This window comes from Streptomyces sp. NBC_01506 (genome assembly GCF_045040295.1).
Classification (GTDB): Bacteria; Actinomycetota; Actinomycetes; order Streptomycetales; family Streptomycetaceae; genus Streptomyces.
The window spans coordinates 2,212,001-2,238,786 of the sequence record NZ_CP109422.1 but is presented as its reverse complement, the minus strand read 5'-3'; the positions used below and the strand labels follow the sequence as shown (position 1 = coordinate 2,238,786).

The window sequence follows — 26,786 nt, the reverse complement described above, 5'->3', positions numbered from 1 at the left end:
GGGGCCGCTCTGAGCCTCAGCCGCGCAGGTAGGCGAGCACCGCCAGGACACGGCGGTTCGTCGCGTCCGTCAGGGACAGGTCCAGCTTGGTGAGGATGCTGCCGAAGTGCTTGCTCACCGTTCCCTCACTGACGTGCAACGCCGCGGCGACGGCCGCGTTGGACCTGCCCTCCGCCATCAGCGCCAGTACTTCCTGTTCGCGCGGCGTCAGCCTCGACAGAGGGTCGCGGCGATGCCTGAGCAACTGCCGTACGACCTCGGGGTCCACCACCGTGGCCCCGTCGGCGACGCGGCGGACGGCGTCGACGAATTCCTCGACGTGCCCGATCCGTTCCTTCAGCAGGTAGCCGACGCTGGTGCCGTCCGAGGAGTCGAGCAGTTCCTCGGCGTACGCGCGCTGTACGTACTGGCTCAGCACCAGGACGGGCAACTCCGGCTGCCGCTCGCGCAGCTCCAGCGCGGCCCGCAGCCCCTCGTCGGAGAAGCCCGGCGGCATGCGCACGTCGGTCACCACGATGTCGGGCCGGTGCTCCGCCACCGCGGCGGTCAGCTCGTCGGCGGTCCCGGCCTCGGCGACGACCTTGTGCCCGAAACGTTCGAGCAGGCCGGTGAGTCCGTCCCGCAGGAGCACGCTGTCCTCGGCCAGCACGATGCGCAACATCAGATCCTCGTTCGGGTGGGAGTACGGGGTGAGCGGGCGGCGGTCGTGGCGGCTGTCGCGGCCGTGTCGGTGGCGGCGCCGGTGACGGCCTCGCCGGGCGGGCAGGGAATCCGTACGCGGAACACGGTGGGCCCGCCGGCGGGGCTGGAGACCGCCAGGTCGCCGTCGAACACCGAGATACGGTCCGCGACGCCCTGCAGGCCGGTGCCGCGGGAGAAGTCCGCCCCGCCCGCCCCGTTGTCCGTGACCTCCACGACCAGTTCGCCGTCGGCGATCCTGCCACACACCTCCGCGCGGTCGGCGCCGCTGTGCTTGGCGATGTTCGCCAGCGCCTCGGAGACCGCGAAGTACGCCGCGGTCTCGACCGCTTCGGGCAGCCGCCCCGGCAGCTCGAAGCGCACGTCGACCGGCACCGGCGACCGGTCGGCGACGTCGTCGACCGCGTCCTTGAGCCCCCGGTCGGTGAGCACCTGGGGGTGAATGCCCCGGATCAGCTCCCTGATCTCCACCAGCGCGGTGTCCGCCTCGCCGTGTGCCTTGGCCAGGAGGCCGCCCAGCGGCTCACCGGGGTTCTCCAGCCTCGCCAGGCCGAGCGCCATCGACAGGGCCACCAGCCGCTGCTGCGCGCCGTCGTGGAGATCGCGCTCGATCCTGCGCCGCTCTGCCTCGAAGGCGTCCACCAGTCGCATACGGGACCGGCCGAGCTCCTGGATCCGGGTATCGACGGCGGCGTCACGGGGGGACAGCAGTTGTCTGGTCAGCGCCGCGCGCCCGGCGGCCACCAGGCCCAGCGGATAGGCGAGGAGGGGCAGCAGGAGCGCGCCGACCAGCGCCGCCGCGAACGCCTGCGGATACGAGTCGGCCAGCCAGATCTTCAGTACGCGGACCTCTTCGCCCCCGCCGACCGTGGCCATGACGACGGGCGCGGTCAGCAGGCCGCCGCAGACGACGAGCACCGTCGCCAGGACCAGCGCCTCCAGGGGCCACAGCACGAACGCGCACAGCAGCGCGTAGCCCAACTCCCGCCACGTGGCAGCCTCTTTGAGACGGACCCGGACCCAGGCGGCCAGGCCCGTACCGTCCGGCTCGCGGTGCGGATCGGCCAGCACGGCGGGGTCGACCAGCCGCAGCCGGCGGCGCTCCAGCGAGGCCAGCGGGATGCCCGCGAGCGCGAACATCAGCAGCAGCGGCAGCCCGACGACGACCACCGCGAGCGCGCCTCCTACGACTGCCAGCAGGAGCAGCGAGACCAGGGTCGCCAGACCGACGGGCACACCGCTCAACAGATACGCCGCGGAACGCCACGGCCCGCTGCCGCGGAGATAACGGGGCGCCCGGAGCGCCTGCCAGAGGCTGGGGGAGTGCATGGACGCACGGTAGGCGGGCACCGTGCGCGGCGGCCACCCAGCTAGCTCCACCCTTCGCCCCGTACACAGTCCCACCTGCCGCGTTCCACCTCGCCGGGGGTGGAGCCAGCTCCACCCCGGACATGACGTCCTGCTGTGATGTGCGCGGCGTTCCGGGCGACTTGAGTGATCACCATGAACGACATCGCCAGGAACAGCACCGCCGACGCGGCCGACGCCGCCATGCGCGACGCCGCCAGGAACAGCACAGTTGTGAACGAGCCTGCGGTACGGCTCAGCTCGGTCACCCGGTCCTACGGCAAAGGCGCGGCGGCGGTGACCGCGCTCGACCGGGTCACCCTCGACATACCCAAGGGCAGCTTCACCGCCGTCATGGGGCCTTCCGGCTCCGGTAAGTCCACCCTGCTCCAGTGCACGGCCGGCCTGGACCGGCCCACCAGCGGGACGGTGATGCTCGGGGACCGCGATCTGACCGCCCTCAGCGAGAACAAGCTGACCCTGCTGCGCCGCGAACGCATCGGCTTCGTCTTCCAGGCGTTCAACCTGCTGCCCTCGCTCACCGCCGAACAGAATGTCGCGCTCCCGCTGCGTCTGGCCGGCCGCAGACCGAAACGGGCCGCCGTTCTCGAGGTGCTGGAGCGGGTGGGACTGCGGGACCGCGCGGGGCACCGGCCCAGCGAACTCTCCGGCGGCCAGCAGCAGCGCGTGGCGCTCGCCAGGGCGCTGGTCACCCGCCCCGACGTGCTGTTCGGCGACGAGCCGACCGGGGCGCTGGACTCGCGGACGGGCCGGGAGGTGCTGACGTTGCTGCGGGGCATGGTCGACGGAGGACAGACGGTGATCATGGTGACGCACGACCCCATGGCGGCGTCGTACGCGGACCGGGTGCTGTTCCTGGCGGACGGCCGGGTGCGCGACGCTCTCGAGTCGCCGACGGCGGACCGGGTCGCCGAGCGGATGACCGCGCTGGCGGTGGCCCCGTGCTGAGGCTGACACTCCAAGGCATGCGGGCCCGCTGGGTCACCTTCACCGGGTCGTTCGTCGCGCTCGCCCTCGGGGTGGGGCTCATCGCCGCGACCGGGCTCGCGCTCGCGGCCACGTTCGAGGCCCCGCACCGGGGGCCGGAGCGCTTCGCCGCGGCCCCGGTGGTCGTCAGGGCCTCCGACACCCTGCGGGTCTCCACACCGATCGGCGAGCGTACGCAGCCGCTCGCCGATCCCCGGGCGGTGCCGGACGGCCTGGCGGACGAACTCGCGCGGCTCGGCCGCACGGTCGAGGACCGGACGTTCCCGGTGTCGTACGCCTCCTTGGGAGGTGGCGCCGAGGGAGCCGGCGACGACGGTGCGGACGCGGACGGCGCGGGTGACGGGGCGGTCGGGCATCCGTGGTCGGTCGCGGCGGCCACGCCGTACCGGCTCACGGACGGTCGCGCCCCCGCGGCGCCCGGGGAGATCGTCGTCGCCGTGACGCCCCGTGGGCAGTCCCGGTCGGGTGGCGGCGTCGAGGTCGGCGACCGGGTCACGGTCGTCACCCCGGCCGGGGCCGGCAGCCGCACCGTCGTCGGCACCGTGGGCGCGACGGACTTCGAGACCGCCGTGTTCTTCACCGACGCCGAGGCCGCCCAACTCTCGCCCCGTATCGACGCGTTGGTGGTGCACGCGGACGCCTCGGACGTCCGCAAGGCCGTCCAGGCGAACGTCGGCGACGAGCCTGTCGGCGACGGACCGGCCGCCACCGGCACCGGATCCGGGATCGAGGTCCTGACCGGCGACGACCGGCGGGCGGCCGATCCGGACCCGGACCGCGACAGCGAGGCCCTGGTCTCGGTCAACGCGCTGCTGGGTACGGCGGCGGGCATCACCTGCTTCGTCTCCGTCTTCGTGGTGGCGTCGACCTTCGCCTTCGCCGTGGCCCAGCGCAGACGCGAGTTCGGCCTTCTCCGTACGGCGGGCGCCACGCCGCGACAGATACGGCGGACGGTGTTCGCCGAGGCGGTCCTCGTCGCCGTACCGGCCTCGGCCTTCGGCTGCCTGCTCGGCGCCGTCGGAGCGCCGCCGCTCGCCGCGTGGATGGTCGACAGCAAGATCGCACCGTCCTGGTTCGCGATCGGCGAGCAGACCTGGCCGCTGCACACGGCCTTCTGGACGGGCCTGGGCGTGGCGATGGCCGGCGTCCTGACGTCCTCCTGGCGGGCCGGACGGATCAAGCCCACGGAGGCGCTGCGCGAGGCCGCGGTCGACAGCCGGGCGATGCCCCCGAGCCGTTGGGTGCTGGGAGCCCTCGTTCTGCTGGCAGGTCTCGGACTGCTCGTGTGGTCGCTGGCCACCGATCCCGGCGAAGCCCTCCAAAGGAAGACCTACATCACCCGGCCGATGCTGCTGATCGTCGGCTTCGCCCTGTACGCGCCGGTGCTCGTACCACCGCTGGTCAGGCTCGTCACCTGGCTGCCCGCCCGGCTGCCGGGCGCCACCGGCCTGCTGGCGCGGGAGAACGCGGCCACCGGGGTGCGCCGTACGGCGGCCGTCGCCGCTCCCGTACTGATCACCGTCGCGCTCGCCGCCTCGCTCCTCGGTACGACGGCGACGATCAACGGGGCCAAGGCCACCGAGGCCGCGACGCAGACGAACGCCGACTACGTGGTGACGGCGCCGGGTGAGGAGGGCGCGCTGCCCGCCCCGTTCGTGGCACGGGCGCGCAGCATCCCCGGTACGGACGTGAGCGCGTCGCGCTCCACCGCCGTGACCGTGCTCGAGGAGGGCGTCGCCCTCGTCAGGTCCGAGGCCAGAGCCGTGGACCCGGCCGCTCTCGCGGCGGTGTCCCGGCTGCCCGTGGCGTCCGGGCGGGTGGCCGATCTCGACGACGGCGGCATCGTCGTCAACGAGGAGTGGCAGACGCGGACGGTCGGGCAGCGGGTCAGGGTCTGGCTGGGCGACGGCCGCGAGGTGACGCTGCGGATCGTGGCGGTGCTCCGGACCGGCACCGGGAGCAACGGGGTGTATGTGACCCCGCGCAACGCCCCCGGCGCCACGGTCGACCGCGTCGACGTCAAACTGCGTGCCGGCGCGGACGCCGCCGCCGTCGACACCGCACTGCGCGAGGCGGGGCGGGCGACGCGGACGACCGTCCTGACGAAGGACACCTGGCTGGAGCGGAGCCATCCCCGTTCCAGCGAGAGCACCCGTCTGGGGCTGCTGCTGATCCTGGGGATCGCCCTGCTGTACACGGGGATCGCGCTGGCGAACACCCTGGTCATGGCGACGTCCGACCGGGTGGGCGATCTGGCGGTGCTCCGGCTGACCGGGGCGACCAAGCCGCAGGTGCTCCGTCTGGTCGCGGCCGAGGCCCTGGTGGTCGTGGCCGTGGGCTCTCTTCTCGGTGCCGCCGTGGCCGGGCTGAATCTCCTGGGGGTGCGAGGCGCGCTCGCGCTGCTGTCCGTGCGGTCGCCTCTGGTCGTGCCCTGGGCGAGCCTGGGGGCGATGGTGGCGGCGAGCGCCGTGCTGGCGGTGGTGGCCGCCGTCGTACCCGCGCTGACGGCCCTGCGCACGAGGCCGGTCGAGCCGGCGGGAACGCGCGAGTAGCCTGGCCCGCCCGATGAGTTCCGCCGGGCGCGGGAGTGGTCACCCGGTGGAGGGCGGCAACCGGTCTCGGAGGTTCGACATGCCCGCGGGTCGCGCTTGACACCAAAATCGAACAAGCGTTCTCATGGGTTCGGGGCCGGTTGGTGCGAGGTGCCGGAGCCCGGAGTTTTCCACAGGCCGGGAGGACGTCGAGGCCCATTGTCAGTGGCAGGGGATAGCGTCTTCGATGTGAAGCGATCAACACAAGCAAATCGGGTGGAACCCATGGCAGGATCCGACCGCGAGAAGGCGCTGGACGCCGCTCTCGCCCAAATTGAACGGCAATTCGGCAAGGGCGCGGTGATGCGCCTCGGCGAGCGGCCGAACGAGCCCATCGAGGTCATCCACACCGGGTCGACCGCGCTCGACGTCGCGCTCGGCGTCGGTGGTCTCCCGCGCGGCCGTGTGGTGGAGGTGTACGGACCGGAGTCCTCCGGCAAGACGACGCTGACGCTGCACGCGGTGGCGAACGCCCAGAAGGCGGGCGGCACGGTGGCCTTCGTGGACGCCGAGCACGCGCTCGACCCGGAGTACGCGCAGAAGCTCGGCGTCGACATCGACAATCTACTGCTGTCCCAGCCGGACAACGGCGAACAGGCCCTGGAAATCGTGGACATGCTGGTCCGCTCCGGGGCACTCGACCTCATCGTCATCGACTCCGTCGCGGCCCTGGTGCCGCGCGCGGAGATCGAGGGCGAGATGGGCGACTCGCACGTGGGTCTTCAGGCGCGGCTGATGAGCCAGGCGCTCCGCAAGATCACCAGTGCGCTCAACCAGTCCAAGACCACGGCCATCTTCATCAACCAGCTCCGCGAGAAGATCGGCGTGATGTTCGGCTCGCCGGAGACCACGACCGGTGGCCGCGCGCTCAAGTTCTACGCCTCGGTGCGGCTCGACATCCGCCGTATCGAGACGCTGAAGGACGGCACCGACGCGGTCGGCAACCGCACCCGCGTCAAGGTCGTCAAGAACAAGGTCGCGCCGCCCTTCAAGCAGGCCGAGTTCGACATCCTCTACGGCCAGGGGATCAGCCGCGAGGGTGGTCTGATCGACATGGGTGTGGAGGAGGGCTTCGTCCGCAAGGCCGGTGCCTGGTACACGTACGAGGGCGACCAGCTCGGCCAGGGCAAGGAGAACGCCCGCAACTTCCTCAAGGACAATCCCGATCTCGCCGACGAGATCGAGAAGAAGATCCTGGTGAAGCTGGGGATCGGTGTGAAGCCGGAGGACCCCGCCGCCGAGCCCTCGGTGGACGCGGCCGGTGCCGCTGTCACGACCGGTGCCCCGGCCGACGACACGGCCAAGACGGTGCCGGCTCCTGCCACCAAGGCCAAGTCGGCCAAGGCGGCGGCGGCAAAGAGCTAGTTCGGCGCCGTGCCTTACGCGAAGAGGCGGCGAACTGAACGGCAGGGCGGCAGCCCCGACTCGTCGAGGGCCGAGAAGGAGTTGCCGCCCCAGGACCCGGCTGAGCGGGCGCGGGCAATCTGTCTGCGCCTGCTCACCGGGACTCCCCGCACCCGGAAACAACTGGCGGACGCGTTGGACAAGCGCGACATCCCCGAGGACGTCGCGGCGGAAGTCCTCTCCCGCTTCGAAGAAGTGGGACTGATCAACGACGCCGCGTTCGCCGACGCGTGGGTGGAGTCCCGGCACCACGGCCGGGGCCTTTCCCGGCGCGCGCTGGCGCGTGAACTGCGCACCAAGGGGGTGGACTCCGACCTGATCGACGAGGCGGTCGGGCAGCTCGACTCCGACCAGGAGGAGGCGACCGCACGGGAGTTGGTCGCCCGCAAGCTCCGCTCCACCCGGGGCATGGAGCGCGACAGACGGGTGCGCAGGCTCGCGGGCATGCTGGCCCGCAAGGGATACCCGCAGGGGGTGGCCCTGCGGGTGGTCAAGCAGGCGCTGGAGGCGGAGGGCGAGGACACGGAGGGGCTGGACGAAGGCATCTACTGAGATCCCGGTGAGCCGGGAGCCCGAGGCGGGCGAAGGAACGACGCACGAAATCCGGCCCGCGCGGGGTGGCCGGGCATCGGGCCGAGCCGCCGAACGGCAGCAGCCGTGACGCACCGTCTGCCCGGCTGAACGGGTCAGTACGACACTGGCAGTCCTTCGGCCCTCCACGCCTGGAAGCCGCCGACGAGGTCCGTCGCGCTGTGCAGCCCCAACTGCCTCAGCGAGGCTGCCGCGAGACTCGACGCGTAGCCCTCGTTGCAGATCACCACGACGAGCAGATCGTGGCTCGTGGCCTCCGCCGCCCGATGGCTGCCCCACGGGTCGAGGCGCCACTCCAGCTCGTTGCGCTCGACCACCAGGGCACCGGGGATCAGTCCGTCGCGGTCCCGCAGTTCCGCGTACCGGATGTCGACCAGCAGCGCCCCGTCCTGCGCCGCGGCGAAAGCCTTCCGCGGTTCGATCCGGTCGAGTCCCGCACGGACCCGGTCGAGCAGTTCGTCAATCCCCACAGGTGCCACAGGTGCCACAGGTGCGACGGGCGGCACGGGCTCCGTCCGCTCGATCCGCGCGTCGCTCACTGCCACTCCTGCGGGCGCTCCACCTGTTCGAGGCGGAGCACCGCGCCCGTGCGGCTGTAGCGGCGCATCAGCGGCAGCGGCGGGTAGTAGGCGTGCACCGACACGGCGTGCTCCGAGTCCGACTCGTTGCGCACCTCGTGCACATGGTGGCTGCCGAAGGCCCTGGCGGTGCCCTTCGTCAACTTCCGCTCCCGGTCGACCCCTTCGGCCAGCTCCAGAGTCTTCCAGCCCTCGGTGGGCAGCCTGGCGGCCAGCGAGTCCTCCTGGAGCGCGCCCTCCGCCGTGGCGAAGGCGCCGTACGAGCCGCCGTGGTCGTGCCAGCCGGTCCCGGTGCCGGGCGGCCAGCCGATGACCCACGCCTCGCTGCCGGCCGGGCCGTCGAGCCGGATCCAGGTACGCCCCTCGGGATCGAGGGGGAGCGTGGCGACGAGCGCGGCGTCGTTCGCCGTACGCCGGACGAAGTCGAGCAGCTCGGCCTGCGTCGGAACACCGGCGGACGCCGGCGCCGCGGCGACCGGTGTGACGGAGGCGGCGGGCGCAACCGCCTGGGAGGCAACAGCCTTGGCCGCAACGGAGGTTGGCGCCGAAGCGGTGGGCGCGGGGGTGTCGAGGGAAGGCGACATGAGGACCGTCCTGGAAGTTCGCGGGGGCGCGCCGTCATGTACCGACACGACGAGCGCTACGAGAAGGGGGCGAATTCAGCAGGACGGACGACACACACAGCCCGCGTAGCGGACCAGGTCCATATGGACCCTCCGCCACAGGCGCACATCGGTGTCAGTCACGTTCCGGAGTACACCATGTGATCGCGACGACGGTCAATTGATGTTCGCGGTCCGGTCCGCGCGGTCGGAGTGATCCGGCGCGGCAGACGCCTCGGGCGCACCCCCGCGCGCGGCGTCGGCCGCCGCGTACAACTCCTCGGGCCGTACCCCTCCGAAGGCCGCGACAAGGTGCCCGTCGGGCCGTACGTACAGCACCGAGTGCGCCGACGCCCCCGGATAGCTCTCGGTGACCAGCAGTTCGGCCGGAGCCGGCAGGGCCGCCACGGCCTCGGCGAGACGCGGCATCACCCCCGCGGTCAGCCAGTGCCGCCGGTCCCACACGCCCGTCCCCGGCGCGACCAGCACCACCAGCCACCTGCCCCTGCCGAGCCGGTCCCGCAGCCGCACCGTCATACCGTCGGGCGCCGTCACGAGCACGTTGTCGACGGGCGCCCCCGTCCGGGTGTCGACCGTCGCGTGCGCCTCGGCGTACGGAGGCGCGAGAGGGGAGTGCGGGTACGCGGGGGGCGCGCCCAGCGGCCCGTGCCCCAGATGCCCGTCGGCGAGCAGGGTGTCATGGCCGCGCGCGGTGCCCGGAAGGTACGTACGCAGCCCTCCGCCGCCCCGAAGTATCGTCAGCGACTGGTCGGCCGCGCGCAGCCGCGCGGCGACGGCGGTACGGCGTTCCGCCTGATAACTGTCGAGCAGCGTCTCGGACGCCCCGTGGTGCCAGGCGTGCGCGAGCTTCCAGCCCAGGTTGTCGGCGTCCCGCAGCCCCTCGTCGAGGCCCTGTGTGCCCAGGGCGCCCAGCAGATGCGCGGCGTCCCCGGCGAGGAAGGCCCGGCCGACGCGCCAGCGCCGGGCGAGCCGGTGGTGCAGCGTGTACACGCCGGTGTCGAGCAGGTCGTACGGCGGCGTCTCGCCGCACCACCCGGCCAGGGTGTCCCGTACCCGCGCCACCAGCGCCTCCGGAGTGACCAGCTCGCCCCGGGCGGGCAGCAGCCAGTCCAGCCGCCACACGCCGTCCGTGAGCGGCCTCGCGGACACCTCCTGGCCGCCGCCCCGCCACGGCGGCTGACGGTGCAGCACGGCCTCACCGGGCCACGGCAGTTCGACGCGGAGCGCGGCGACCGCGTGCCGTTCCACCGCCGTGCGCCCCGGGAAACGGACGCCCAGGAGCTTGCGGACGGTGGACCTGGCGCCGTCGCAGCCCACCACATGGCTCCCGCGCCACCAGGTCGCGCCGGGGCCGCGCGTGTGCACCGTGACGCCGCGGGCGTCCTGCTCCAGCGAGTCGAGTCGGCTGCCCGTCACCAGCCGCACCAGGTCGTGGCGGACGGCGGCGTCCCTGAGGCCGCGTGTGAGGGCATGCTGCGGGAGGTGTAAAGGCGAAGCGAACACCGCACCGTCACGTTCCGCGTCAGCGACGGCGTCTCCCGCGCTACCGGTCCCACCCGCCATACCCGCCATACCCGCACCACCGGACCCGTCGGTATCACCGAGCGGCAACTGCCTCATCTGCTGCTTGCGTCGCAGTTGTCGCCAACCGACCCACCGGGCCCCTTCGTCACGGAGTGTGGAGCAGCCGAGGCGCGCCATCAGAGCGGCGGTGTCGGGCCGCAGAACCGCCGTACGGGCCGGGCGCGGATCGTCGCTGCCCGCCCCCTCGTCCAGCACGACGACGGGAACGCCCTGGGTGGCGAGGCAGAGGGAGAGCGCGAGCCCCACGGGGCCCGCGCCGACGACGATCACCGGGTCCACGGCGCGACCTCTCCGGCCCGTACGGTCAGGTGGCGATTGGCGGTTGGAAGCCGCAGAGCGATCACAGAACGTATGCAACCTACTGCGGGTGCTTGCGTCAAGTGACGGGGGCAGCGACGCCGCGCGCCGCTGCCCCCTCGGGTCGACGGGCCCCGTCCGCGAGGCCGTCTGTACTAGCCCCCGCCACCACCCTCGGCGCCGGTCGCGTGATCCCTCTTACTCACCGGGCCCAGCCCCGCCGGCGTACCGGCGGCACTCAGATCGTCCATGGCCGCGCCCGTCAGCACGGCCCCGGTGCTCCTCTTCGCGCGGCGCAGCCGCTTCTCCAGCCAGGACGCGAACGTCGTGAGCAGAAGGTTCAGCAGGATGAAGATCACCGCGACGACGATGAAGCTCGGGATGACGTTCACGTAGTTCGCGGCGAGCGTCTTCCTGGCGCTGAGCAGCTCGGTGAAGCTGAGCAGCGCACCACCGAGCGCGGTGTCCTTCACGATGACGACGAGCTGGCTCACCAGCGCGGGCAGCATCGCGGTCACCGACTGCGGCAGCAGGATGGTGCGCATCGTCTGGCCCTTGCGCAGACCGATCGCCTTGGCGGCCTCCGTCTGCCCCTTGGGCAGGGACAGGATGCCCGCGCGCACGACCTCGGCCAGGACGGACGCGTTGTACAGCACGAGGCCGGTGACGACCGCGTACAGCGGACGCATCTCCGTACTGATGTCGGTGTACTCCGCGTAGAGCTGGTTCGCGAACACCATCAGGATCAGCACGGGGATGGCGCGGAAGAACTCGACGACCACACCGGCCGGGATCCTGACCCACCGGTGGTCGGAGAGCCGCGCGATACCGAAGAGGGCTCCGAGCGGCAGCGCGATGACCAGCGCGAGCCCCGCCGCCTTGAGGGTGTTGACGAGGCCCGGCAGCAGATACGTCGTCCACGCCTGGGACTCGGTGAACGGCTCCCACTTCGCCCACTCCAACTGTCCCTTGTCCGACATGGCGGAGTAGACCCACCACACGCCCAGGGCCAGGACCACCAGGAACAGCGCCGAGTAGACGATGTTGCGCCGCTTGGCGCCGGGACCCGGCGCGTCGTACAGAACGGAAGTCATCGCTTCACCGCCACACGCTTGGCGACCCAGCCGAGGATGAGACCGGTCGGCAGTGTCAGGACCACGAACCCGAAGGCGAAGATCGCCGAGATCAGGATGAGTTGCGACTCGTTCTCGATCATCTCCTTCATCAGCAGGGCCGCTTCGGCCACGCCGATGGCCGCGGCCACCGTCGTGTTCTTCGTCAGGGCGATCAGCACATTGGTGAGGGGCCCGATGACGGAGCGGAACGCCTGGGGAAGGACTATGAGGGACAGGACCTGGGTGAAGTTCAGGCCGATGGCCCGAGCCGCCTCCGCCTGCCCTACGGGCACCGTGTTGATGCCGGACCGGATGGCCTCGCAGACGAACGCGGCCGTGTAGGCGGTCAGTCCGAGGATGGCCAGCCGGAAACTCAGGGCGTCGAAGTCGTCGGCCGCCCCCAGAGTGATACCGAAGACGTCGGCGAGACCGAGGGAGGCGAAGAGGATGATGAGGGTGAGGGGAATGTTGCGGACCACGTTGACGTAGACCGTGCCGAAACCGCGCATCAGCGGAACCGGGCTCACCCGCATCGCGGCAAGTATGGTGCCCAGGACGAGGGAGCCGATTCCGGAGAAGACGGCGAGCTGCACCGTTACCCAGAACGCCCCTAGCAGGTCGTAACCTTCAAGAAAGTCGAACACGATCTCCCGCGCTCTCGCGTTTGTTGATGGCGTGGCGCGCCACCCTCACGGGGCGGCGCGCCACATCTGCGCCGAACGAGCCGAATGAGTTGAACACGTCGGCCAAGCCGGCCAAGTGCCGATTCAGCTAACGATGTTGCCGATCTTCGGGGCGGGCTCGTTCTTGTACTCGGCCGGACCGAAGTTGTCCGTCACGGCCTTGTCCCAGGCGCCGTCCGAGACCATCTTCTCCAGGGCGGCGTTGATGTCGTCGACGAGCTTGGTGTCGCCCTTCTTGACACCGATGCCGTAGTTCTCGTTGCTCAGGCTGAGACCGGCGAGCTTGAACTTGCCCTTGTTCTGGTCCTGCGAGGCGTAACCGGCGAGGATCGAGTCGTCCGTCGTCAGCGCGTCGACGGCGCCGCTGGCGAGTCCGTCGATGCACTCCGAGTACGTGGGGAGCTGCTTCAGTTGGGCGTCCGGCGCGAAGTCGTCCTTCACGTTCTGCGCGGACGTGGAGCCCGTCACGGAACAGAGCTTCTTGCCGTTGAGGTCCGCGCCCTTGGCGATGTTGTCGTCCGCGCGGATGAGCAGATCCTGGTGGGCGAGCAGATACGGGCCGGCGAAGTCGACCTTCTCCTTGCGCTCGTCGTTGATCGAGTAGGAGGCCGCGATGAACTTCACGTCGCCGCGCTCGAGCGCGGTCTCACGGTCGGCGCTCGGGGTCTCCTTCCACTCGATGTCCTTCGCCTCGTAGCCGAGCTCCTTCGCGACGTACGTCGCGACGTCGACGTCGAAGCCCGTGAAGGAGCCGTCAGGTGTCTTCAGACCGATACCGGGCTGGTCGAACTTGATACCGACGGTGATCTTCTTGCCACCGCTGTCGCCCTCGCTCGACGAGTCGCTGTCGTCGGAGCCGCAGGCGGTCGCGGTCAGGGAGAGGGCCAGTACGGCGGCGGCGGCAGCGCTTGCTTTACGGAGATTCATGGTCAACATCCTTCGTTGTCTCGAAAGTTGCGGGCAGCTCAGTGGTGCAGGATCTTCGACAGGAAGTCCTTGGCCCGGTCGCTGCGAGGGTTGGTGAAGAACTGCTCCGGCGTCGCCTCTTCGACGATCTGGCCGTCCGCCATGAAGACGACCCGATTCGCGGCGGACCGCGCGAAGCCCATCTCGTGGGTCACTACGACCATGGTCATTCCGTCACGGGCGAGCTGCTGCATGACTTCGAGCACCTCGTTGATCATCTCCGGGTCGAGCGCCGAGGTCGGCTCGTCGAAGAGCATGACCTTGGGCTCCATGGCCAGCGCGCGGGCGATCGCGACGCGCTGCTGCTGGCCACCGGAGAGCTGTGCGGGGTACTTGTCCGCCTGGTTGGCCACACCGACGCGGTCGAGCAGGGTCCGGGCGAACTCGTCCGCGGCCCGCTTGTCCTTCTTGCGGACCTTGGTCTGTCCCAGAGTGACGTTCTCCAGGACCGTCTTGTGCGCGAAGAGGTTGAAGGACTGGAAGACCATGCCGACGTCGGCGCGCAGTCGGGCCAGCTCCTTGCCCTCGGCGGGCAGCGGCTTCCCGTCGAGCGAAATGCTGCCGGAGTCGATCGGCTCCAGACGGTTGATGGCGCGGCACAGTGTGGACTTGCCGGACCCGGAGGGCCCGATCACGACGACGACCTCGCCACGGGCGATGGTCAGATCGATGTCCTGGAGCACATGCAGCGCGCCGAAGTGCTTGTTGACGTTGCTCAGCACAACCAGGTCGCCCGACGCCGGCCTGGCGTCCTCGGTGTCCTTGGTCACTGAAACTCCGCTCATCGGCTTCTTGCTCCGTCCTCCTCGGTTGGGAGGACCTTAGTCACGCACTGCGACCAGCGTCATTACATCTGAGGGGAAATTGAGCATAACGATCCGGCCGCAACCGGACACTGGGTGTGAAGAGGGCCGGTTCGGCGTACCGGGTGGGTAACGGAAACTGTCCCTTAACGGGAAGTGACTTGACTGGTGCGGCAGCGATGGGCGTGGATGCCCTGGTACGTACTGTGACCGCCGCACCACGAAGGAGGGCCATGAAGCTGCTGCTCGTCGAGGACGACGATCATGTCGCCGCGGCCCTCGCCGCGGTACTGACCAGACACGGATTCGCCGTCACGCACGCGCGCAGCGGCGAAGAGGCTCTGCAGGCCCTGCTCCCGGTGACCGACGGGACCAAATCTCCTTACGGAGTCGTACTCCTCGACCTCGGACTGCCCGACCAGGACGGTTACGCGGTCTGCGGCAAGATCCGCAAACTCTGCTCGACGCCGGTGATCATGGTGACGGCGCGCGCCGACGTCCGCTCCCGTATCCACGGGCTGAACCTCGGCGCGGACGACTACGTGACCAAGCCGTACGACACCGGGGAGTTGCTGGCCCGTATCCACGCCGTCAGCCGGCGCAGCGTGGGCGGCGAGGAGGCCGGACCGGGCGGCGGGGACTTCCTGCGGCTCGGACCGGTCACCATCCAACTGTCCACCCGCCGCGTCACCGTGGACGGCGCCGCGATCCAACTGACCCGCAAGGAGTTCGACCTGCTCGCGCTGCTCGCGCAGCGACCGGGCGTCGTCTTCCGCCGGGAACAGATCATCAGCGAGGTATGGCGCACCAGTTGGGAGGGGACCGGCCGCACCCTCGAAGTGCATGTGGCGTCCCTGCGTTCCAAACTCCGAATGCCGGCGCTGATCGAGACCGTGCGCGGCGTCGGCTACCGGCTCGTCGCCCCCACCGCTCACCAAGGGCCGTAGTACCCGGTGCGTACCCGACTGCTACCGCTGCTCATCGTCCTCATGGCGGGCGTACTCCTCGCGCTCGGCTTTCCGCTCGCCGTGAGTCTCGCCGCCGCCCAGCAGCAGGACGTGGTCGTCGACCGGATCGACGACACGGCGCGCGTCGCCGCGCTCGCCCAATTCGTCAGCGAGGGCGACACGCAGGCCGCGGGCACCGGCGCGGGCACCGGATCCGGCGAGCGCGGATCCATGCTGGAGGAGGAACTCAAGCGCTACCACGACGTGTACGGCATCCGGGCGGGCGTGTTCTACCGCGACGGACAGGCCATGGCCCGGGCCCCGGAGGACTGGACGGTGCCCCGGTCGGGAGAGGGGCGCCTGGCCTTCCAGGAGGCCCTTCTGGGGCGACGCAGCGACGATCCCCAGCAGGTCTGGCCCTGGCAGGGGCACGGGCGGCTGATCGTCGCGTCGCCGGTCGTACGCGACGGGGACGTCGTCGCCGTCGTGGTGACCGATTCGCCCACCGGGCGGATGCGTTCGCGGATCCTCGAAGGCTGGCTGTACATCGGCGCGGGCGAGGCCGCCGCCATGCTGCTCGCCGTGGGGGCGGCGATCCGACTGACGGGCTGGGTGCTGCGCCCGGTGCGCGTCCTGGACGCCGCCACGCACGGCATCGCCACCGGCCGGATGAAATCGCGCGTCGCCGCCGCCGGGGGACCACCGGAACTCAGACGGCTCGCCCACTCCTTCAACGAGATGGCCGACAACGTCGAAGACGTCCTCGAACAGCAGCGTGCCTTCGTCGCCGACGCCTCCCACCAACTGCGTAACCCGCTCGCCGCCCTGCTACTGAGGATCGAGCTGCTCGCCCTCGAACTGCCCGCCGGGAACGAGGAGATCGCCTCCGTCCGTACGGAGGGCAAGCGACTGGGGCAGGTGCTCGACGATCTGCTGGACCTGGCGCTGGCCGAACACGCCGCCGCCGATCTGCGGCTCACCGACGTCGGGGCGCTGGTGTCCGAGCGCGTCGCCGCGTGGCGGGCGTACGCCGACGAGAAGGGCGTCCGGCTGACCGGGAGCACCGGCGCCCTCACGGGCTGGGCGGACCCCGTCGCGCTCTCCAGCGCGCTCGACGCGGTCGTGGACAACGCCCTGAAGTTCACGCCGGAGGGCGGGGACGTGGACGTGCGGGTCACGCGCGGCGGCAGCGACCGCACCACCATCACCGTCACCGACGGCGGGCCCGGACTGTCCGACGACGAACTTGACCGGATCGGCGACCGTTTCTGGCGCAGCAACCGCCACCAGAACGTCAAGGGATCGGGGCTCGGCCTGTCCATCTCGCGGGCGCTGCTCGCGGCGGGCGGCGGGACGATCGCGTACGAACACGGTGAACCGCGCGGGCTGCGTGTGACGCTCACGGTCCCGAGGTCGTCGCCCGCCTCTTCTTGAGGGCGGCTCGCGGACACCGTCTCCTTACGGAAGGTACGTCGGAACGGAAACCACGTCGTACGGCTCCCGCTCACGGCTCGCGCCGCCGGCCGCGGTACGACGCCGCTACGGCTTGACCGACCGGTAGTAGCGCAGCGCGCCGTCGTGCAGTCGCAGCGGGTCGGTGTAGATCGCCGTCCGCAGATCCACGAGCTGCGCCGGGTGGACCTGCTTGCCGATCCGGTCGCGGCTGTTGATCACGGTACGGGTGAATCCCTCGGTCAGTTCGGCGTCGATCCGGTCCGTGGTGACCAGCAGATTCGCCACGGCCACCGTCGGCACCGCCGTACCGTCCTGCGCCTCCTTGTACGCGTCGGCCGGCATCACCGCGGAGCGGTAGTAACGGGTGGCCACCCGGGCCGTCTCGTGCAACTTCTTCACGAGGGCGTCGTCGAGAGGTACCAGCCGTATGTCGAAGCGCTCCGACAACTGCTGGATGGAGGCGGTGGGCAGCCCGCCGGACCAGAAGAAAGCGTCGAGGTCGCTCGACTCAAGAAGGCCGGGCATGGTGTCGATGCCCGCCGAGACCGCCGTGACGTCCTTCGTGGGATGCAGCCCGGCGGCGGCCAGCAGCCGGTCGGCGATCAGCCGCACCCCCGAACCCTCCTGGCCCACACCCACACGCTTGCCGCGCAGATCCCGCGCGGACTTGATGTCCGAGTCCTTCGCGGCGATCAACTGCACGTAGTCGTCGTAGAGCCGTGCGCAGCCGCGCAGCCGCTCGGCGCCCGGCCCGTCGTCCCGCTGGTACTTGGCGACGGCGTCGGCCGTGGCGATGGTGAAGTCGGCCTTCCCGGTGGCCACGCGCGAGATGTTCTCCTGCGACCCCTCGCTGGTCAGCAGCCCTATGGACACGTTGGGCAGATCCTTGGCCAGATCCTCCTTGAGGAGGTCCCCGTAACGCTGGTAGACCCCGCTGGTGACGCCCGTACTGAACTTCACGGATCCGCTCGGTGTCTTCTCCCCGAGCGGCACCAGCCACCACACGAGCAGCCCGGCCACCACCAGGGCGGCCACGCCTCCTACGAAGGCGGAGCGCCGGCTCATACGGGGCGGAAGGGGGAACATGCGGTGATCCTGCCAGCTCACACGCCGTACTGGCCAGGCCCCGCCCTCCGCGATGCGGGAGGACGGTGCCGAGAATCTGTACGAGAACGCGCCCTGCGGCTGCCTCTTCGCGTCTGTCGCGACGGTGGCAACGGGAGATGGCCTGGAACAACGGTTCCGCGCCACCGGCTCGGCCGCCGGATGGTCCCGCTGCGGGAGGACTGCGCCCCGGTCCCACGTCCTTCGCAGATCCGGGGACCGGGTTGACCAGCGCCTCAGACCTCCCCAGGCCCGGCGCCGGGCGCAGCCCAGAGCCCTTACCCGTGACACCTTCGGTCAAACCACCCCGGGCCCGGCTGACTTGATCCGGGCGGGCACCGTCGCCTCCGGAACACCCGTCAGACGCGCTCCTCCCACGCCTGGCTGCGCGCGTAGTGGTTGTCGTACTTCTGCGAGGAGTCCTTGATGTCCTGCACGGTCGCCTCGCCGTCATGGACACGGCCGAGCAGCCGGTAGTAGTCGAACCGGTCCATCCCCGGAGTGAAGCCGACCAGGACCTCGGCCGTCGCGTCCGGGGCGGGCGCGAAAGCGTGCGGCGTGCGCGGCGGTACGGCGAGGAAGTCGCCCTTCTCCAGGGTCAGTACCTCCTCGCCGACCAGCACCTGGAGCGTGCCGTCGACGACGAAGAAGAACTCGGTGGCCCGGGTGTGGAAGTGCACGGGCGCCCCCGCCGCACCCTTCTCGAAGCGCGCGGTGTTGACCGTGAGCGCCCCGCCCGTCGTGTCCGAGTCGGCGAACAGCGTGATCACGCTGCCAGGGGCGTCGGCAAGGGCCTCGGCGGTGCCGCCACGGGTGAGAAGCGGCTGGTGGGTGGGGTTCACGGGGTTCGTCATGTCGTTCATGCAGACCAATCTAGGCGCGCGGTTGACCGCGCGCAGGGGGCATTCGGCGAGCGAATTGATGGGTCAATCGGGTCAAGGATGCTTGTCGATCCCCGGCAGGCGGTCAGCGGTCCTGCGAGAGGGCGAGCAGTTCGGCGAAGGTGCCGCCCGCGTGGACGAGGTCGTCGTAACGGCCCTGTTCGGTGATGCGGCCCTCCTCCATCACCACGATGTGATCGGCGACCTTCGTATTCTCCAGACGGTGCGTCACGACGATGGTGATGCGGTCCCGGGCGATCGCCTTGATCTCCTCGAAGATCTGGTGCTCGCCGCGCGGATCCATCTGCGAGGTCGGCTCGTCCAGGATCAGCAGCGACGGGCGCCGGTACAGGGCCCTGGAACAGGCCAGGCGCTGCCACTGCCCACCGGACAGCTCCGTACCGCCGAACACCTCCCTCGCGAGGAGGGTGTCGAGACCGTACGACAGGTCCTCGACGGCCTCCCGCATGCCGACGGCGTCGACCGCCTCCCACACCGGCCCGTCGTCGGGGGTCCGGGGCTGGCCCAAGGTCACGTTCTCGCGCACCCGCAGCGGCCACTGCGCGAAGATCTGCGGCACCAGCCCTGTGCACCGCCACACGGTGGCCCGGTCCACAGAGGCCAGGTCCGCACCGTTCCACAGCACCCGGCCCTTGTCGGCCAGATAGATCCCGGTCAGCAGGCGGGTCAGGGTCGACTTGCCGGAGCCGTTCACACCGACGATCGCCAGGATCTCCCCCCGCCGCATGCTCAGGGAGACCGCGTCCACGGCCGGCTTCTCCTTGCCCGGGTACCGGTAGGTGACCTCCTCCAACCGGATCTCCTCCACCGGAGCGCTCACGGACAGCTCACCGCGCCGGGGCGCCCGCTTCCCGGCGTCGTCCAGGAACGCCTGCATATCGCTCAGGTAGAGACTCGTGTGGAACACGGCGGCGCCGTTGACGATCACCCGCGACAGCGCGGCCAGCGTGGTCTGGACGGCGACGACTGCCGTGGCGGCGACGGCGAGCGCGACCCGGCCCGTCACCGCCAGCCAGGCCAGGGCGGCCCACGTGGCGACCAGGAACACCCCGCCCATCAACGAGCACAGCAACGCGATGCGCAGCGTTCGCGGGGCGGCGGCCAGCGTGCGCCGGTCGACCCGTTCGGACAGGGACCGGTACCAGAACAGCAGATAGTCGGTCATGCCGTTCGCGCGGACCTCGTCGCCGTACTTCGGCGTCGTGGACCACCAGCGCATCATGCCCCGCACGTTGCGGTCGGCGATGTTCGCGTAGTGGATCTCGTAGTCGACACGGGCCGTGAGCACCGCCCCGACGGCGGCCGGGAGCACCGCGAGGAGCAGCAGCGGCAGCATCAGCACGTTCAACAGGGACAGGACGGCGGTGGCGGTCACCATCGTGACGAGGGCCGACATGAACCGCTGGGAGTCGGTGACCATCACATGCGTACGCGCCACCCCCATCTCAGCCGCCTCCTGCCGGTCGGCGAACCCGTCCACGGCGTACGCCGCCGCTTCGACCCGGCAGACCGCCTCGACCAGGGCGGTGTCCGTCGCGGTCGTGAGCCGGGGCGTCAGACGTCGCCCCGCGTAGGTGCCCACGGCGCTCGCACCGCGGGCCAGGGCCGTCGCGCCGGCCACGACAATCAGGGCCGGCAGGGCCTGCCGCAGCCGGTCGGTGACGTCACCGCCGCCCAGGACGGGGCCCATGGCCCTGGCCGTCGCGGTCAGCAGGACGGCTGCCGACGCCCCCGCCAGCAACTGGCATACCAGGAGCAGCAGAACGGCCCCCCGGTCCATGGCCCAGGACATCGCGGCGATGCGCCGCAGGACCGAGGGGAGCTGGGTGCAGAGCGCGCGGAAGGAGACCGCGCCGAGCGGATTCACGGAGTACTCGCCCGTGTAGGTGATCTCGGCAGGCGGCGGTGGTGGTGGCGTTGGCGGCGGTGTCACGGATCGCGTGTTCCGGGCGTCTGTCGAGGTCAACTGCTCTCCCCCTGCGCGTTCGTCGCGTTCGTCTCGCTGTCGCCCGGGTCAACGACGGGCGCCGCCGTATCGAACACACGTGTTTGAGCCGGAGTGAATTCCGACGGAACGCGGTGGGCGCGGGGCGCGGAACGTGCCCGGCCTTGGCGCGCGCGGGTCCGCCCACCGCCCGGCGCTGTCCGAAACGCCGAGCGCGATACTCCAGAGGCACAGGGGATTTGTCGGCCTCACGGCGCCACTGGCGGAGCCATCTCGGGCACCCCCTTACCCTGGACGGGTGACCAGTAGCAGTGACCGGGCCGGAGCGGTGGACCAAGTGGGCGTTGACCGGACCTACGAGGTGCGCACCTACGGGTGCCAGATGAATGTCCACGACTCCGAACGATTGTCCGGTCTGCTGGAGGACGCGGGCTATGTCCGGGCCCCCGAAGGGGCCGACGGCGACGCCGACGTCGTCGTCTTCAACACCTGCGCCGTACGCGAGAACGCCGACAACAAGCTGTACGGCAACCTCGGCCGGCTGGCCCCGATGAAGACCCGGCGCCCCGGCATGCAGATCGCCGTCGGCGGCTGCCTCGCCCAGAAGGACCGCGACACCATCGTCAAGAGGGCGCCCTGGGTCGACGTCGTCTTCGGTACGCACAACATCGGCAAGCTCCCCGTACTGCTGGAGCGGGCCCGCGTACAGGAAGAGGCACAGGTCGAGATCGCCGAGTCGCTGGAGGCGTTCCCGTCCACGCTGCCGACCCGCCGCGAGTCCGCCTACGCCGCGTGGGTGTCCATCTCCGTGGGATGCAACAACACCTGCACCTTCTGCATCGTCCCCGCCCTGCGCGGCAAGGAGAAGGACCGCCGCCCCGGCGACGTCCTCGCCGAGGTCGAAGCGCTGGTCGCCGAGGGCGTCTCGGAGATCACGCTCCTCGGCCAGAACGTCAACGCGTACGGTTCCGACATCGGCGACCGCGAAGCGTTCTCCAAGCTTCTGCGGGCCTGCGGGACGATCGAGGGCCTGGAGCGCGTCCGCTTCACCTCGCCGCACCCGCGCGACTTCACCGACGACGTCATCGCCGCGATGGCCGAGACGCCCAACGTCATGCCGCAGCTCCACATGCCCCTGCAGTCCGGCTCGGACACCGTCCTGAAGGCGATGCGCCGCTCCTACCGGCAGGAGCGATTCCTCGGCATCATCGACAAGGTGCGCGCGGCCATCCCGCACGCCGCCATCTCCACCGACATCATCGTGGGCTTCCCCGGCGAGACCGAGGAGGACTTCCAGCAGACGATGCACACGGTGCGCCAGGCGCGCTTCGCGAACGCCTTCACCTTCCAGTACTCCAAGCGCCCCGGCACGCCCGCCGCCGACATGGACGGGCAGATTCCCAAAGAGGTCGTGCAGGAGCGCTACCTGCGCCTCGTCGCCCTTCAGGAGGAGATCTCCTGGGACGAGAACAAGACGCAGGTGGGCCGCACCCTCGAGGTCATGGTCGCCGAAGGCGAGGGCCGCAAGGACGGCGCCACCCGCCGGCTCTCCGGCCGCGCGCCGGACAGCAGGCTGGTGCATTTCACCGCGCCCGACCAGGAGGCGCGTCCGGGCGACGTGGTGACCGTCGACATCACGTACGCGGCTCCGCACCACCTGCTCGCCGAGGGGCCGACGACGCGGATACGGCGCACGCGCGCCGGTGACGCCTGGGAGAGGCGCAACGCGGCACCGCCCGAGCCCGCCGGTGTGCTGCTCGGTCTGCCGTCGATCGGCGTCCCGCCGCCGCTGCCCGCCGCGACGGGCGGCTGCTCGGTGGTGTGACGCGCCGGTGGTGTGACTGGTGGGACGCCCGTACGCGGACCTCCCACGTGCCCGGACAGGGCCTAGTCTGCGCAGCATGCTCGTATCCGCGGCCGTGTGCCCCTGTCCGCCTCTGCTCGTGCCCGCCGTCGCCGCCGGTGCCGCCCCGGAACTCGACACCGCCCGGGACGCGTGCGCCGACGCCCTCGGTGTGCTCGCCGCCTCCAGGCCCGACCGGCTGATGGTCGTCGGCCCGGCGGCCGGCCCGGCGGACCTTCAGACATATCCGCAGGGTGCGTACGGCTCCTTCGGCGGGTACGGGGTGGCTGTCGACGTCACGCTCGACGGGAAGCCGCACGAGCCCGGGAACGGCCACGCACGATCCGGGGCCCCGCTGCCGACCTCGCTGGCCGTCGCCGCCTGGCTGCTCACGCACGTCGCCTGGTCCGCCTCACCGATCCAAGGACTCGCCGTCCGGGAACCTCTCGACGCCGAGCGGTGTATCAAAACCGGCAGCAACATCGCACGGGAAGACGAACGGGTCGCACTGCTGGTGATGGGCGACGCCAGCGCGTGCCGCACGCTCAAGGCGCCCGGGTATCTCGACGAGCGCGCCGCGACCTTCGACGCCGAGGTCGCACGCGCGCTGGGCTCGGCCGACGTGGCGGCGCTCGCCGCGCTGGACGAGTCGCTGGCGACCGACCTGAAGGCGGCGGGCCGCGCCTGCTGGCAGGTGCTCGCGGGCGCGGCCGAGGGAGCGTCCCTGGGCGGTGCCCTGCTCTACGAGGACGCGCCCTACGGCGTGGGCTACCTCGTGGCGGCCTGGTCGTAGCGGGACAACGGGGGTGGGGTGGGGGGAGGGGACCCCCCCCCCCCACCCCCAGGCACCCGGTCGCATCGATGACGGCGACGGCCGCGAAGCGCCGTTTCAGCGCTTCACGGCCGTCGCCGTCATCGATATGACCGTCGTTCGCCGTTCCTCGTGCCTCAGGAGGCCGGCGGCGGCGGAGGAGGGGAAGAGGGCGGGTTGGCGCCGCCGCCTTCCTTGCCGTCCTTGTGCGACATCCGCTCCAGAGCGTCCTTGGCCTTTCCGGTCCCGGACTCGATCTTGTCGCTGTACTTGCCCTTGGTCTTCTGGTCGACCGTCTTCGCGGCCTTGTCCAGACCGTCTCCGATCTTTCCCCCGTGCTGCTGCGCGAGGTCGGAGACTCTGTCCTTGGCGGGGGACAGCTTGGCCTTAAGTGAGTCAAGGAAGCTCATGGGTCACCTTCCCTCAGGCCCCCGGTGGGGGCGATCGGCTCTGTGCCGACTATGCGCGGGCGCCTTCGCCGGCTTCGTTGTCGGCCGCCTCGTCGGCGGTCTGCTGCTTCGGGATGTCAACACCCTCCGCGGTAGTCGTGCCGCCGTTGCCGACGCCGGTTGCTTCGCTGTCCGCAACCGTAGCCCGTACGGCCTCGGGGGCCTCGGGGGCGGGGGTACGGTCCGCGACCGGTCCGGCGGCCGGGGAGGCCGACCCGGCTTCGCCTTCCGCCCGCTTGGACTTCCGGCGTAGCCGTGCAAAAACGCCCATATCAACTCCATATGCTACTCGTGTGGGCGAAATTCCGCGTCGCCCGGAGCGTCCCAGCGGGCCGCTCGCGGACACCGGCCCGAAAACCGGCGGTCCGGAATCTCGCAACGGCCAACGACCCCGCACAGGGGGCCGTCACGTAACTCGTTCGGGAACCGGTCACCAGGTTTGCGAGACTGGGGCCGTGAGTACCGCAGCGCCCGCACCGCGGGTCATCGCCGTCGTCGGCCCCACCGCGGCCGGCAAGTCCGACCTGGGCGTCCATCTCGCCCGGCAACTCGACGGTGAGGTCGTCAACGCCGACTCCATGCAGCTCTACCGGGGGATGGACATCGGGACCGCCAAGCTGACGACCGAGGAGCGCCGCGGCGTCCCGCACCACCTCCTCGACATCTGGGACGTCACCGAGGCGGCCAACGTCGCCGAGTACCAGCGGCTGGCCAGGATCGAGATCGACCGGCTGCTCGCCGAAGGCCGTACACCCGTCCTCGTCGGCGGCTCCGGCCTCTACGTACGGGGCGCCATCGACGCCCTCGACTTCCCCGGCACCGACCCCGAGGTCCGCGCCCGGCTGGAGGAGGAACTGAGAGTGCGAGGCTCCGGCGCCCTGCACGCCCGGCTGGCCGCCGCCGATCCGCCGGCGGGCCGCGCGATCCTCCCCAGCAACGGGCGACGCATCGTCCGGGCGCTCGAGGTGTTCGAGATCACCGGGAAGCCGTTCACCGCCAATCTGCCCGGCCATGACGCGGTGTACGAGACCGTGCAGATCGGCGTCGACGTGGAGCGCCCCGAACTCGACGAGCGCATCGCGCTGCGCGTCGACCGTATGTGGGAGGCCGGGCTCGTGGACGAGGTACGGGAGTTGGAGGCGCGCGGCCTGCGCGAGGGCCGTACGGCCTCGCGCGCTCTCGGCTACCAGCAGGTGCTGTCGGCCCTCGCGGGCGACCACACCGAGGACCAGGCGCGCGCCGAGACCGTACGCGCCACCAAGCGCTTCGCGCGCCGTCAGGACTCATGGTTTCGCCGCGACCCCCGTGTGCACTGGCTGAGCGGCGCGGCCGACGACCGGGAGGAACTCCCGCACCTCGCGCTGACGTTGGTCGAACGAGCGGTCACAGCCTGATCACGTGATGGCATCGGGACGCTCAGGCCGTCAATCCGGTGCCCGGGGCCGTGCCATCATCGAGCATCGATCGACCAGTGGAGTCCGAGTTGGGAGGGCGCGTGGCGATGGAGGCCGGCCCTCGCAACACAGATCAGGGAACGCAGGAGCCGCGGGAAGAAGCCCCGCGGCTGAGTCCTGACGGACCCGACGACGAAGACACGGTGACTCCCGAGGTGGAGGTCGAGCTGCGGCCGCAGCGACGCCTGCGGATCTGGCAGCTCGCCCCCATCGTGATGCTCGCCGCCGTCGGCTCGCTGATGTTCGCCTTCCCGCTGGCCTTCGGGACAGGTGACGGCGGCGCCGTCGTCGCGATGCTCGGCCTGCTGATCAGTTGCTGCGCCGCCGGCTGGGGCATGATGGCCGCCCGCCGCGTGGGCCACGCGTGGCCCGGTCTGCCGGCCCGCGGGTCCGGCGAGCGCCCGGACTGGCGCGTTCTCGCGCTGTACGTGGCCGGGGGCGTCGCCCTCGTCGCCCTCGCCGTCTGGCGCGTCGCCCGCCTGCGCTGACACGGGCGCGGCCTGCCGCGGTGGCCCGGTCGCGCGGTCGCGTTGTCGGTGCCACCTCGTACGATTGACGCGTGAGTACCTACCGCCCCGCCGCGCAGTCGTCACCGATCCCTTTTCTCAAGGGCCACGGGACCGAGAACGACTTCGTGATCATTCCGGACCCGGACAACACCGTCGCGCTGTCGGCCGCCGCCGTCGCGAGGCTCTGCGACCGCCGGGCCGGCATCGGCGGGGACGGGCTGCTGCATGTCGTACGGTCCGCCGCGCACCCCGAGGCGCGGTCCATGGCCGACCGGGCTCAGTGGTTCATGGACTACCGCAACGCGGACGGATCCGTCGCCGAGATGTGCGGCAACGGGGTCCGGGTCTTCGCGCGGTATCTGCGGCGCGCCGGTCTCGTGGACGCGGGCGACCTCGCCGTCGCCACCCGTGGCGGCGTCAAGGAGATCCACATCGCCAAGGCCACCACCAAGTCCCTTGAAACGGGCGGCGGGACGGTCGATCCGGAAGCTGTCACGGTCCGGATGGGACGCGCCGTCCTCCCCGAAGGGGACGTCAGCGTCGTGGTGGGGGACCGGGGTTGGCCCGCCCGTAACGTCAACATGGGTAATCCGCACGCCGTCGCCTTCGTCGACGACCTCGCCCACGCGGGGAATCTGTTCACCGCTCCGCCCGTCAGCCCCGCCTCGGCCTATCCGGACGGCGTGAACGTCGAATTCGTCGTCGGACGCGGCCCGCGCCATGTCGCCATGCGCGTCCATGAACGCGGCTCCGGCGAGACACGGTCCTGCGGTACGGGCGCGTGCGCCGTCGCCGTCGCCGCGGCCCGCAGGGACGGCATCGACCCCGCGGTGACCGGTGAGCCCGTCACGTACACGGTGGACCTGCCCGGCGGACGGCTCGTCATCACCGAACGTCCCGACGGCGAGATCGAGATGACCGGCCCGGCCGTGATCGTCGCCGAGGGCCTGCTCGACGGTCAGTGGGCGGAACTGCTCGACGCGCGCTGAAGTCCTCGAAACCCCGCCACGGGTTCGCTCGAATGGGTGATCCGTTTCACGCTGGGGGAGAGGTGGACCGAGGCACGTGGTGGGGTCGG

At 70.9% G+C, this 26,786-nt stretch carries 26 protein-coding genes; 11 read left to right on the top strand and 15 right to left on the bottom strand.

What is annotated here, in order from left to right; genetic code table 11:
• Positions 1-16: 16 nt before the first annotated feature.
• Positions 17-661, bottom strand: a complete 645-nt coding sequence (locus OG329_RS09270; protein WP_405794031.1) for a response regulator — start codon at positions 659-661, stop codon at positions 17-19.
• The gene (locus OG329_RS09265; RefSeq protein ID WP_405794030.1) at positions 661-2,028 is read right to left on the bottom strand and encodes a sensor histidine kinase; all 1,368 of its coding nucleotides are present in this window, start codon (positions 2,026-2,028) and stop codon (positions 661-663) included. Before OG329_RS09265 ends, OG329_RS09270 begins: the two co-directional genes overlap by 1 nt.
• 222 nt (positions 2,029-2,250) lie before the next feature.
• Here OG329_RS09265 and OG329_RS09260 point away from each other — a divergent pair, with 222 nt between their 5' ends.
• The 4 genes from OG329_RS09260 (at position 2,251) to recX (ending at position 7,601) form a co-directional block, all read left to right on the top strand.
• The gene (locus tag OG329_RS09260) at positions 2,251-3,015 is read left to right on the top strand and encodes an ABC transporter ATP-binding protein (protein ID WP_405801727.1); all 765 of its coding nucleotides are present in this window, start codon (positions 2,251-2,253) and stop codon (positions 3,013-3,015) included.
• A complete protein-coding gene (locus tag OG329_RS09255) occupies positions 3,009-5,606 on the top strand; it encodes an FtsX-like permease family protein (RefSeq protein WP_405794028.1) in 2,598 nt (865 codons plus the stop codon). The genes OG329_RS09260 and OG329_RS09255 overlap by 7 nt, the downstream gene beginning before the upstream one ends.
• A 264-nt stretch (positions 5,607-5,870) precedes the next feature.
• Positions 5,871-7,010, top strand: a complete 1,140-nt coding sequence (gene recA, locus OG329_RS09250; RefSeq protein WP_405794026.1) for a recombinase RecA — start codon at positions 5,871-5,873, stop codon at positions 7,008-7,010.
• A gap of 9 nt (positions 7,011-7,019) precedes the next feature.
• On the top strand, positions 7,020-7,601 hold the full coding sequence (recX, locus tag OG329_RS09245; protein WP_405794024.1) for a recombination regulator RecX: 582 nt from the start codon (positions 7,020-7,022) through the stop codon (positions 7,599-7,601).
• Between the two features lie 134 nt (positions 7,602-7,735).
• Here recX and OG329_RS09240 read toward each other — a convergent pair whose 3' ends face one another.
• From OG329_RS09240 to OG329_RS09205, 8 genes are all read right to left on the bottom strand, one after another.
• A complete protein-coding gene (locus OG329_RS09240; RefSeq protein WP_405801726.1) occupies positions 7,736-8,164 on the bottom strand; it encodes a rhodanese-like domain-containing protein in 429 nt (142 codons plus the stop codon).
• 11 nt (positions 8,165-8,175) lie between these two features.
• On the bottom strand, positions 8,176-8,802 hold the full coding sequence (locus OG329_RS09235; protein ID WP_405794023.1) for a cysteine dioxygenase: 627 nt from the start codon (positions 8,800-8,802) through the stop codon (positions 8,176-8,178).
• Positions 8,803-8,877: 75 nt separating this feature from the next.
• Positions 8,878-8,949, bottom strand: a complete 72-nt coding sequence (locus OG329_RS09230) for a putative leader peptide (protein WP_309544753.1) — start codon at positions 8,947-8,949, stop codon at positions 8,878-8,880.
• A gap of 48 nt (positions 8,950-8,997) precedes the next feature.
• On the bottom strand, positions 8,998-10,704 hold the full coding sequence (locus OG329_RS09225) for an FAD-dependent monooxygenase (RefSeq protein WP_405794022.1): 1,707 nt from the start codon (positions 10,702-10,704) through the stop codon (positions 8,998-9,000).
• A 173-nt stretch (positions 10,705-10,877) separates the two neighbouring features.
• The gene (locus tag OG329_RS09220) at positions 10,878-11,816 is read right to left on the bottom strand and encodes an amino acid ABC transporter permease (protein ID WP_405794021.1); all 939 of its coding nucleotides are present in this window, start codon (positions 11,814-11,816) and stop codon (positions 10,878-10,880) included.
• Positions 11,813-12,481: an amino acid ABC transporter permease gene (locus OG329_RS09215; protein WP_405794019.1), complete on the bottom strand. Its 669-nt coding sequence runs from the start codon at positions 12,479-12,481 to the stop codon at positions 11,813-11,815. Before OG329_RS09215 ends, OG329_RS09220 begins: the two co-directional genes overlap by 4 nt.
• Before the next feature lie 123 nt (positions 12,482-12,604).
• Positions 12,605-13,447 carry a glutamate ABC transporter substrate-binding protein gene (locus OG329_RS09210; RefSeq protein ID WP_405794017.1) on the bottom strand — a complete coding sequence of 281 codons (843 nt, stop codon included), beginning with the start codon at positions 13,445-13,447 and terminating at the stop codon, positions 12,605-12,607.
• A 38-nt stretch (positions 13,448-13,485) separates the two neighbouring features.
• Positions 13,486-14,271: an amino acid ABC transporter ATP-binding protein gene (locus OG329_RS09205; protein ID WP_405794016.1), complete on the bottom strand. Its 786-nt coding sequence runs from the start codon at positions 14,269-14,271 to the stop codon at positions 13,486-13,488.
• Between the two features lie 251 nt (positions 14,272-14,522).
• On the opposite strand from OG329_RS09205, the gene OG329_RS09200 reads away from it, so the two are divergent.
• Positions 14,523-15,236, top strand: coding sequence for a response regulator transcription factor (locus OG329_RS09200; RefSeq protein ID WP_405794014.1), 714 nt, complete (start codon positions 14,523-14,525; stop codon positions 15,234-15,236).
• A 6-nt stretch (positions 15,237-15,242) separates the two neighbouring features.
• Positions 15,243-16,670: an ATP-binding protein gene (locus OG329_RS09195; protein ID WP_405794012.1), complete on the top strand. Its 1,428-nt coding sequence runs from the start codon at positions 15,243-15,245 to the stop codon at positions 16,668-16,670.
• 105 nt (positions 16,671-16,775) lie between these two features.
• Here OG329_RS09195 and OG329_RS09190 read toward each other — a convergent pair whose 3' ends face one another.
• The 3 genes from OG329_RS09190 to OG329_RS09180 form a co-directional block, all read right to left on the bottom strand.
• Positions 16,776-17,756: a TAXI family TRAP transporter solute-binding subunit gene (locus OG329_RS09190; protein WP_405801724.1), complete on the bottom strand. Its 981-nt coding sequence runs from the start codon at positions 17,754-17,756 to the stop codon at positions 16,776-16,778.
• Between the two features lie 398 nt (positions 17,757-18,154).
• Positions 18,155-18,649: a cupin domain-containing protein gene (locus OG329_RS09185; RefSeq protein ID WP_405801723.1), complete on the bottom strand. Its 495-nt coding sequence runs from the start codon at positions 18,647-18,649 to the stop codon at positions 18,155-18,157.
• Positions 18,650-18,761: 112 nt separating this feature from the next.
• Positions 18,762-20,663 (bottom strand): ATP-binding cassette domain-containing protein, encoded by a 1,902-nt coding sequence (locus tag OG329_RS09180; RefSeq protein WP_405794010.1) that lies wholly within the window; start codon positions 20,661-20,663, stop codon positions 18,762-18,764.
• 277 nt (positions 20,664-20,940) lie between these two features.
• On the opposite strand from OG329_RS09180, the gene miaB reads away from it, so the two are divergent.
• Together miaB and OG329_RS09170 are read left to right on the top strand one after the other, a co-directional pair.
• On the top strand, positions 20,941-22,467 hold the full coding sequence (gene miaB / locus OG329_RS09175; protein ID WP_405794008.1) for a tRNA (N6-isopentenyl adenosine(37)-C2)-methylthiotransferase MiaB: 1,527 nt from the start codon (positions 20,941-20,943) through the stop codon (positions 22,465-22,467).
• Positions 22,468-22,543: 76 nt separating this feature from the next.
• Positions 22,544-23,278, top strand: a complete 735-nt coding sequence (locus OG329_RS09170; protein WP_405794006.1) for a class III extradiol dioxygenase subunit B-like domain-containing protein — start codon at positions 22,544-22,546, stop codon at positions 23,276-23,278.
• A 155-nt stretch (positions 23,279-23,433) separates the two neighbouring features.
• On the opposite strand, the gene OG329_RS09165 is transcribed toward OG329_RS09170, so the two are convergent.
• Entirely contained in the window at positions 23,434-23,706 is a 273-nt protein-coding gene (locus OG329_RS09165) for an antitoxin (protein ID WP_405794004.1), read from the bottom strand.
• A gap of 49 nt (positions 23,707-23,755) precedes the next feature.
• Positions 23,756-24,016 carry a hypothetical protein gene (locus tag OG329_RS09160; RefSeq protein WP_405794003.1) on the bottom strand — a complete coding sequence of 87 codons (261 nt, stop codon included), beginning with the start codon at positions 24,014-24,016 and terminating at the stop codon, positions 23,756-23,758.
• Positions 24,017-24,200: 184 nt separating this feature from the next.
• Here OG329_RS09160 and miaA point away from each other — a divergent pair, with 184 nt between their 5' ends.
• The 3 genes from miaA (at position 24,201) to dapF (ending at position 26,697) form a co-directional block, all read left to right on the top strand.
• Positions 24,201-25,139: a tRNA (adenosine(37)-N6)-dimethylallyltransferase MiaA gene (gene miaA, locus OG329_RS09155; protein WP_405794001.1), complete on the top strand. Its 939-nt coding sequence runs from the start codon at positions 24,201-24,203 to the stop codon at positions 25,137-25,139.
• Positions 25,140-25,246: 107 nt separating this feature from the next.
• Positions 25,247-25,687 (top strand): hypothetical protein, encoded by a 441-nt coding sequence (locus tag OG329_RS09150; RefSeq protein WP_405793999.1) that lies wholly within the window; start codon positions 25,247-25,249, stop codon positions 25,685-25,687.
• A 71-nt stretch (positions 25,688-25,758) separates the two neighbouring features.
• A complete protein-coding gene (gene dapF, locus OG329_RS09145; RefSeq protein ID WP_405793998.1) occupies positions 25,759-26,697 on the top strand; it encodes a diaminopimelate epimerase in 939 nt (312 codons plus the stop codon).
• Positions 26,698-26,786: the final 89 nt, after the last annotated feature.

Excerpts from the sequence above, each read along its gene's own strand:
- OG329_RS09210 (WP_405794017.1), bottom strand. The coding sequence starts at position 13,447 with ATGAATCTCCGTAAAGCAAGCGCTGCCGCCGCCGCCGTACTGGCCCTC.
- OG329_RS09150 (WP_405793999.1), top strand. The coding sequence starts at position 25,247 with ATGGAGGCCGGCCCTCGCAACACAGATCAGGGAACGCAGGAGCCGCGG.
- OG329_RS09205 (WP_405794016.1), bottom strand. The coding sequence starts at position 14,271 with ATGAGCGGAGTTTCAGTGACCAAGGACACCGAGGACGCCAGGCCGGCG.
- OG329_RS09220 (WP_405794021.1), bottom strand. The coding sequence starts at position 11,816 with ATGACTTCCGTTCTGTACGACGCGCCGGGTCCCGGCGCCAAGCGGCGC.
- OG329_RS09185 (WP_405801723.1), bottom strand. The coding sequence starts at position 18,649 with ATGACGAACCCCGTGAACCCCACCCACCAGCCGCTTCTCACCCGTGGC.
- OG329_RS09160 (WP_405794003.1), bottom strand. The coding sequence starts at position 24,016 with ATGGGCGTTTTTGCACGGCTACGCCGGAAGTCCAAGCGGGCGGAAGGC.
- OG329_RS09170 (WP_405794006.1), top strand. The coding sequence starts at position 22,544 with ATGCTCGTATCCGCGGCCGTGTGCCCCTGTCCGCCTCTGCTCGTGCCC.
- OG329_RS09200 (WP_405794014.1), top strand. The coding sequence starts at position 14,523 with ATGAAGCTGCTGCTCGTCGAGGACGACGATCATGTCGCCGCGGCCCTC.
- OG329_RS09165 (WP_405794004.1), bottom strand. The coding sequence starts at position 23,706 with ATGAGCTTCCTTGACTCACTTAAGGCCAAGCTGTCCCCCGCCAAGGAC.
- OG329_RS09270 (WP_405794031.1), bottom strand. The coding sequence starts at position 661 with ATGTTGCGCATCGTGCTGGCCGAGGACAGCGTGCTCCTGCGGGACGGA.
- OG329_RS09190 (WP_405801724.1), bottom strand. The coding sequence starts at position 17,756 with ATGAGCCGGCGCTCCGCCTTCGTAGGAGGCGTGGCCGCCCTGGTGGTG.
- OG329_RS09260 (WP_405801727.1), top strand. The coding sequence starts at position 2,251 with ATGCGCGACGCCGCCAGGAACAGCACAGTTGTGAACGAGCCTGCGGTA.
- OG329_RS09265 (WP_405794030.1), bottom strand. The coding sequence starts at position 2,028 with ATGCACTCCCCCAGCCTCTGGCAGGCGCTCCGGGCGCCCCGTTATCTC.
- recA (WP_405794026.1), top strand. The coding sequence starts at position 5,871 with ATGGCAGGATCCGACCGCGAGAAGGCGCTGGACGCCGCTCTCGCCCAA.
- OG329_RS09235 (WP_405794023.1), bottom strand. The coding sequence starts at position 8,802 with ATGTCGCCTTCCCTCGACACCCCCGCGCCCACCGCTTCGGCGCCAACC.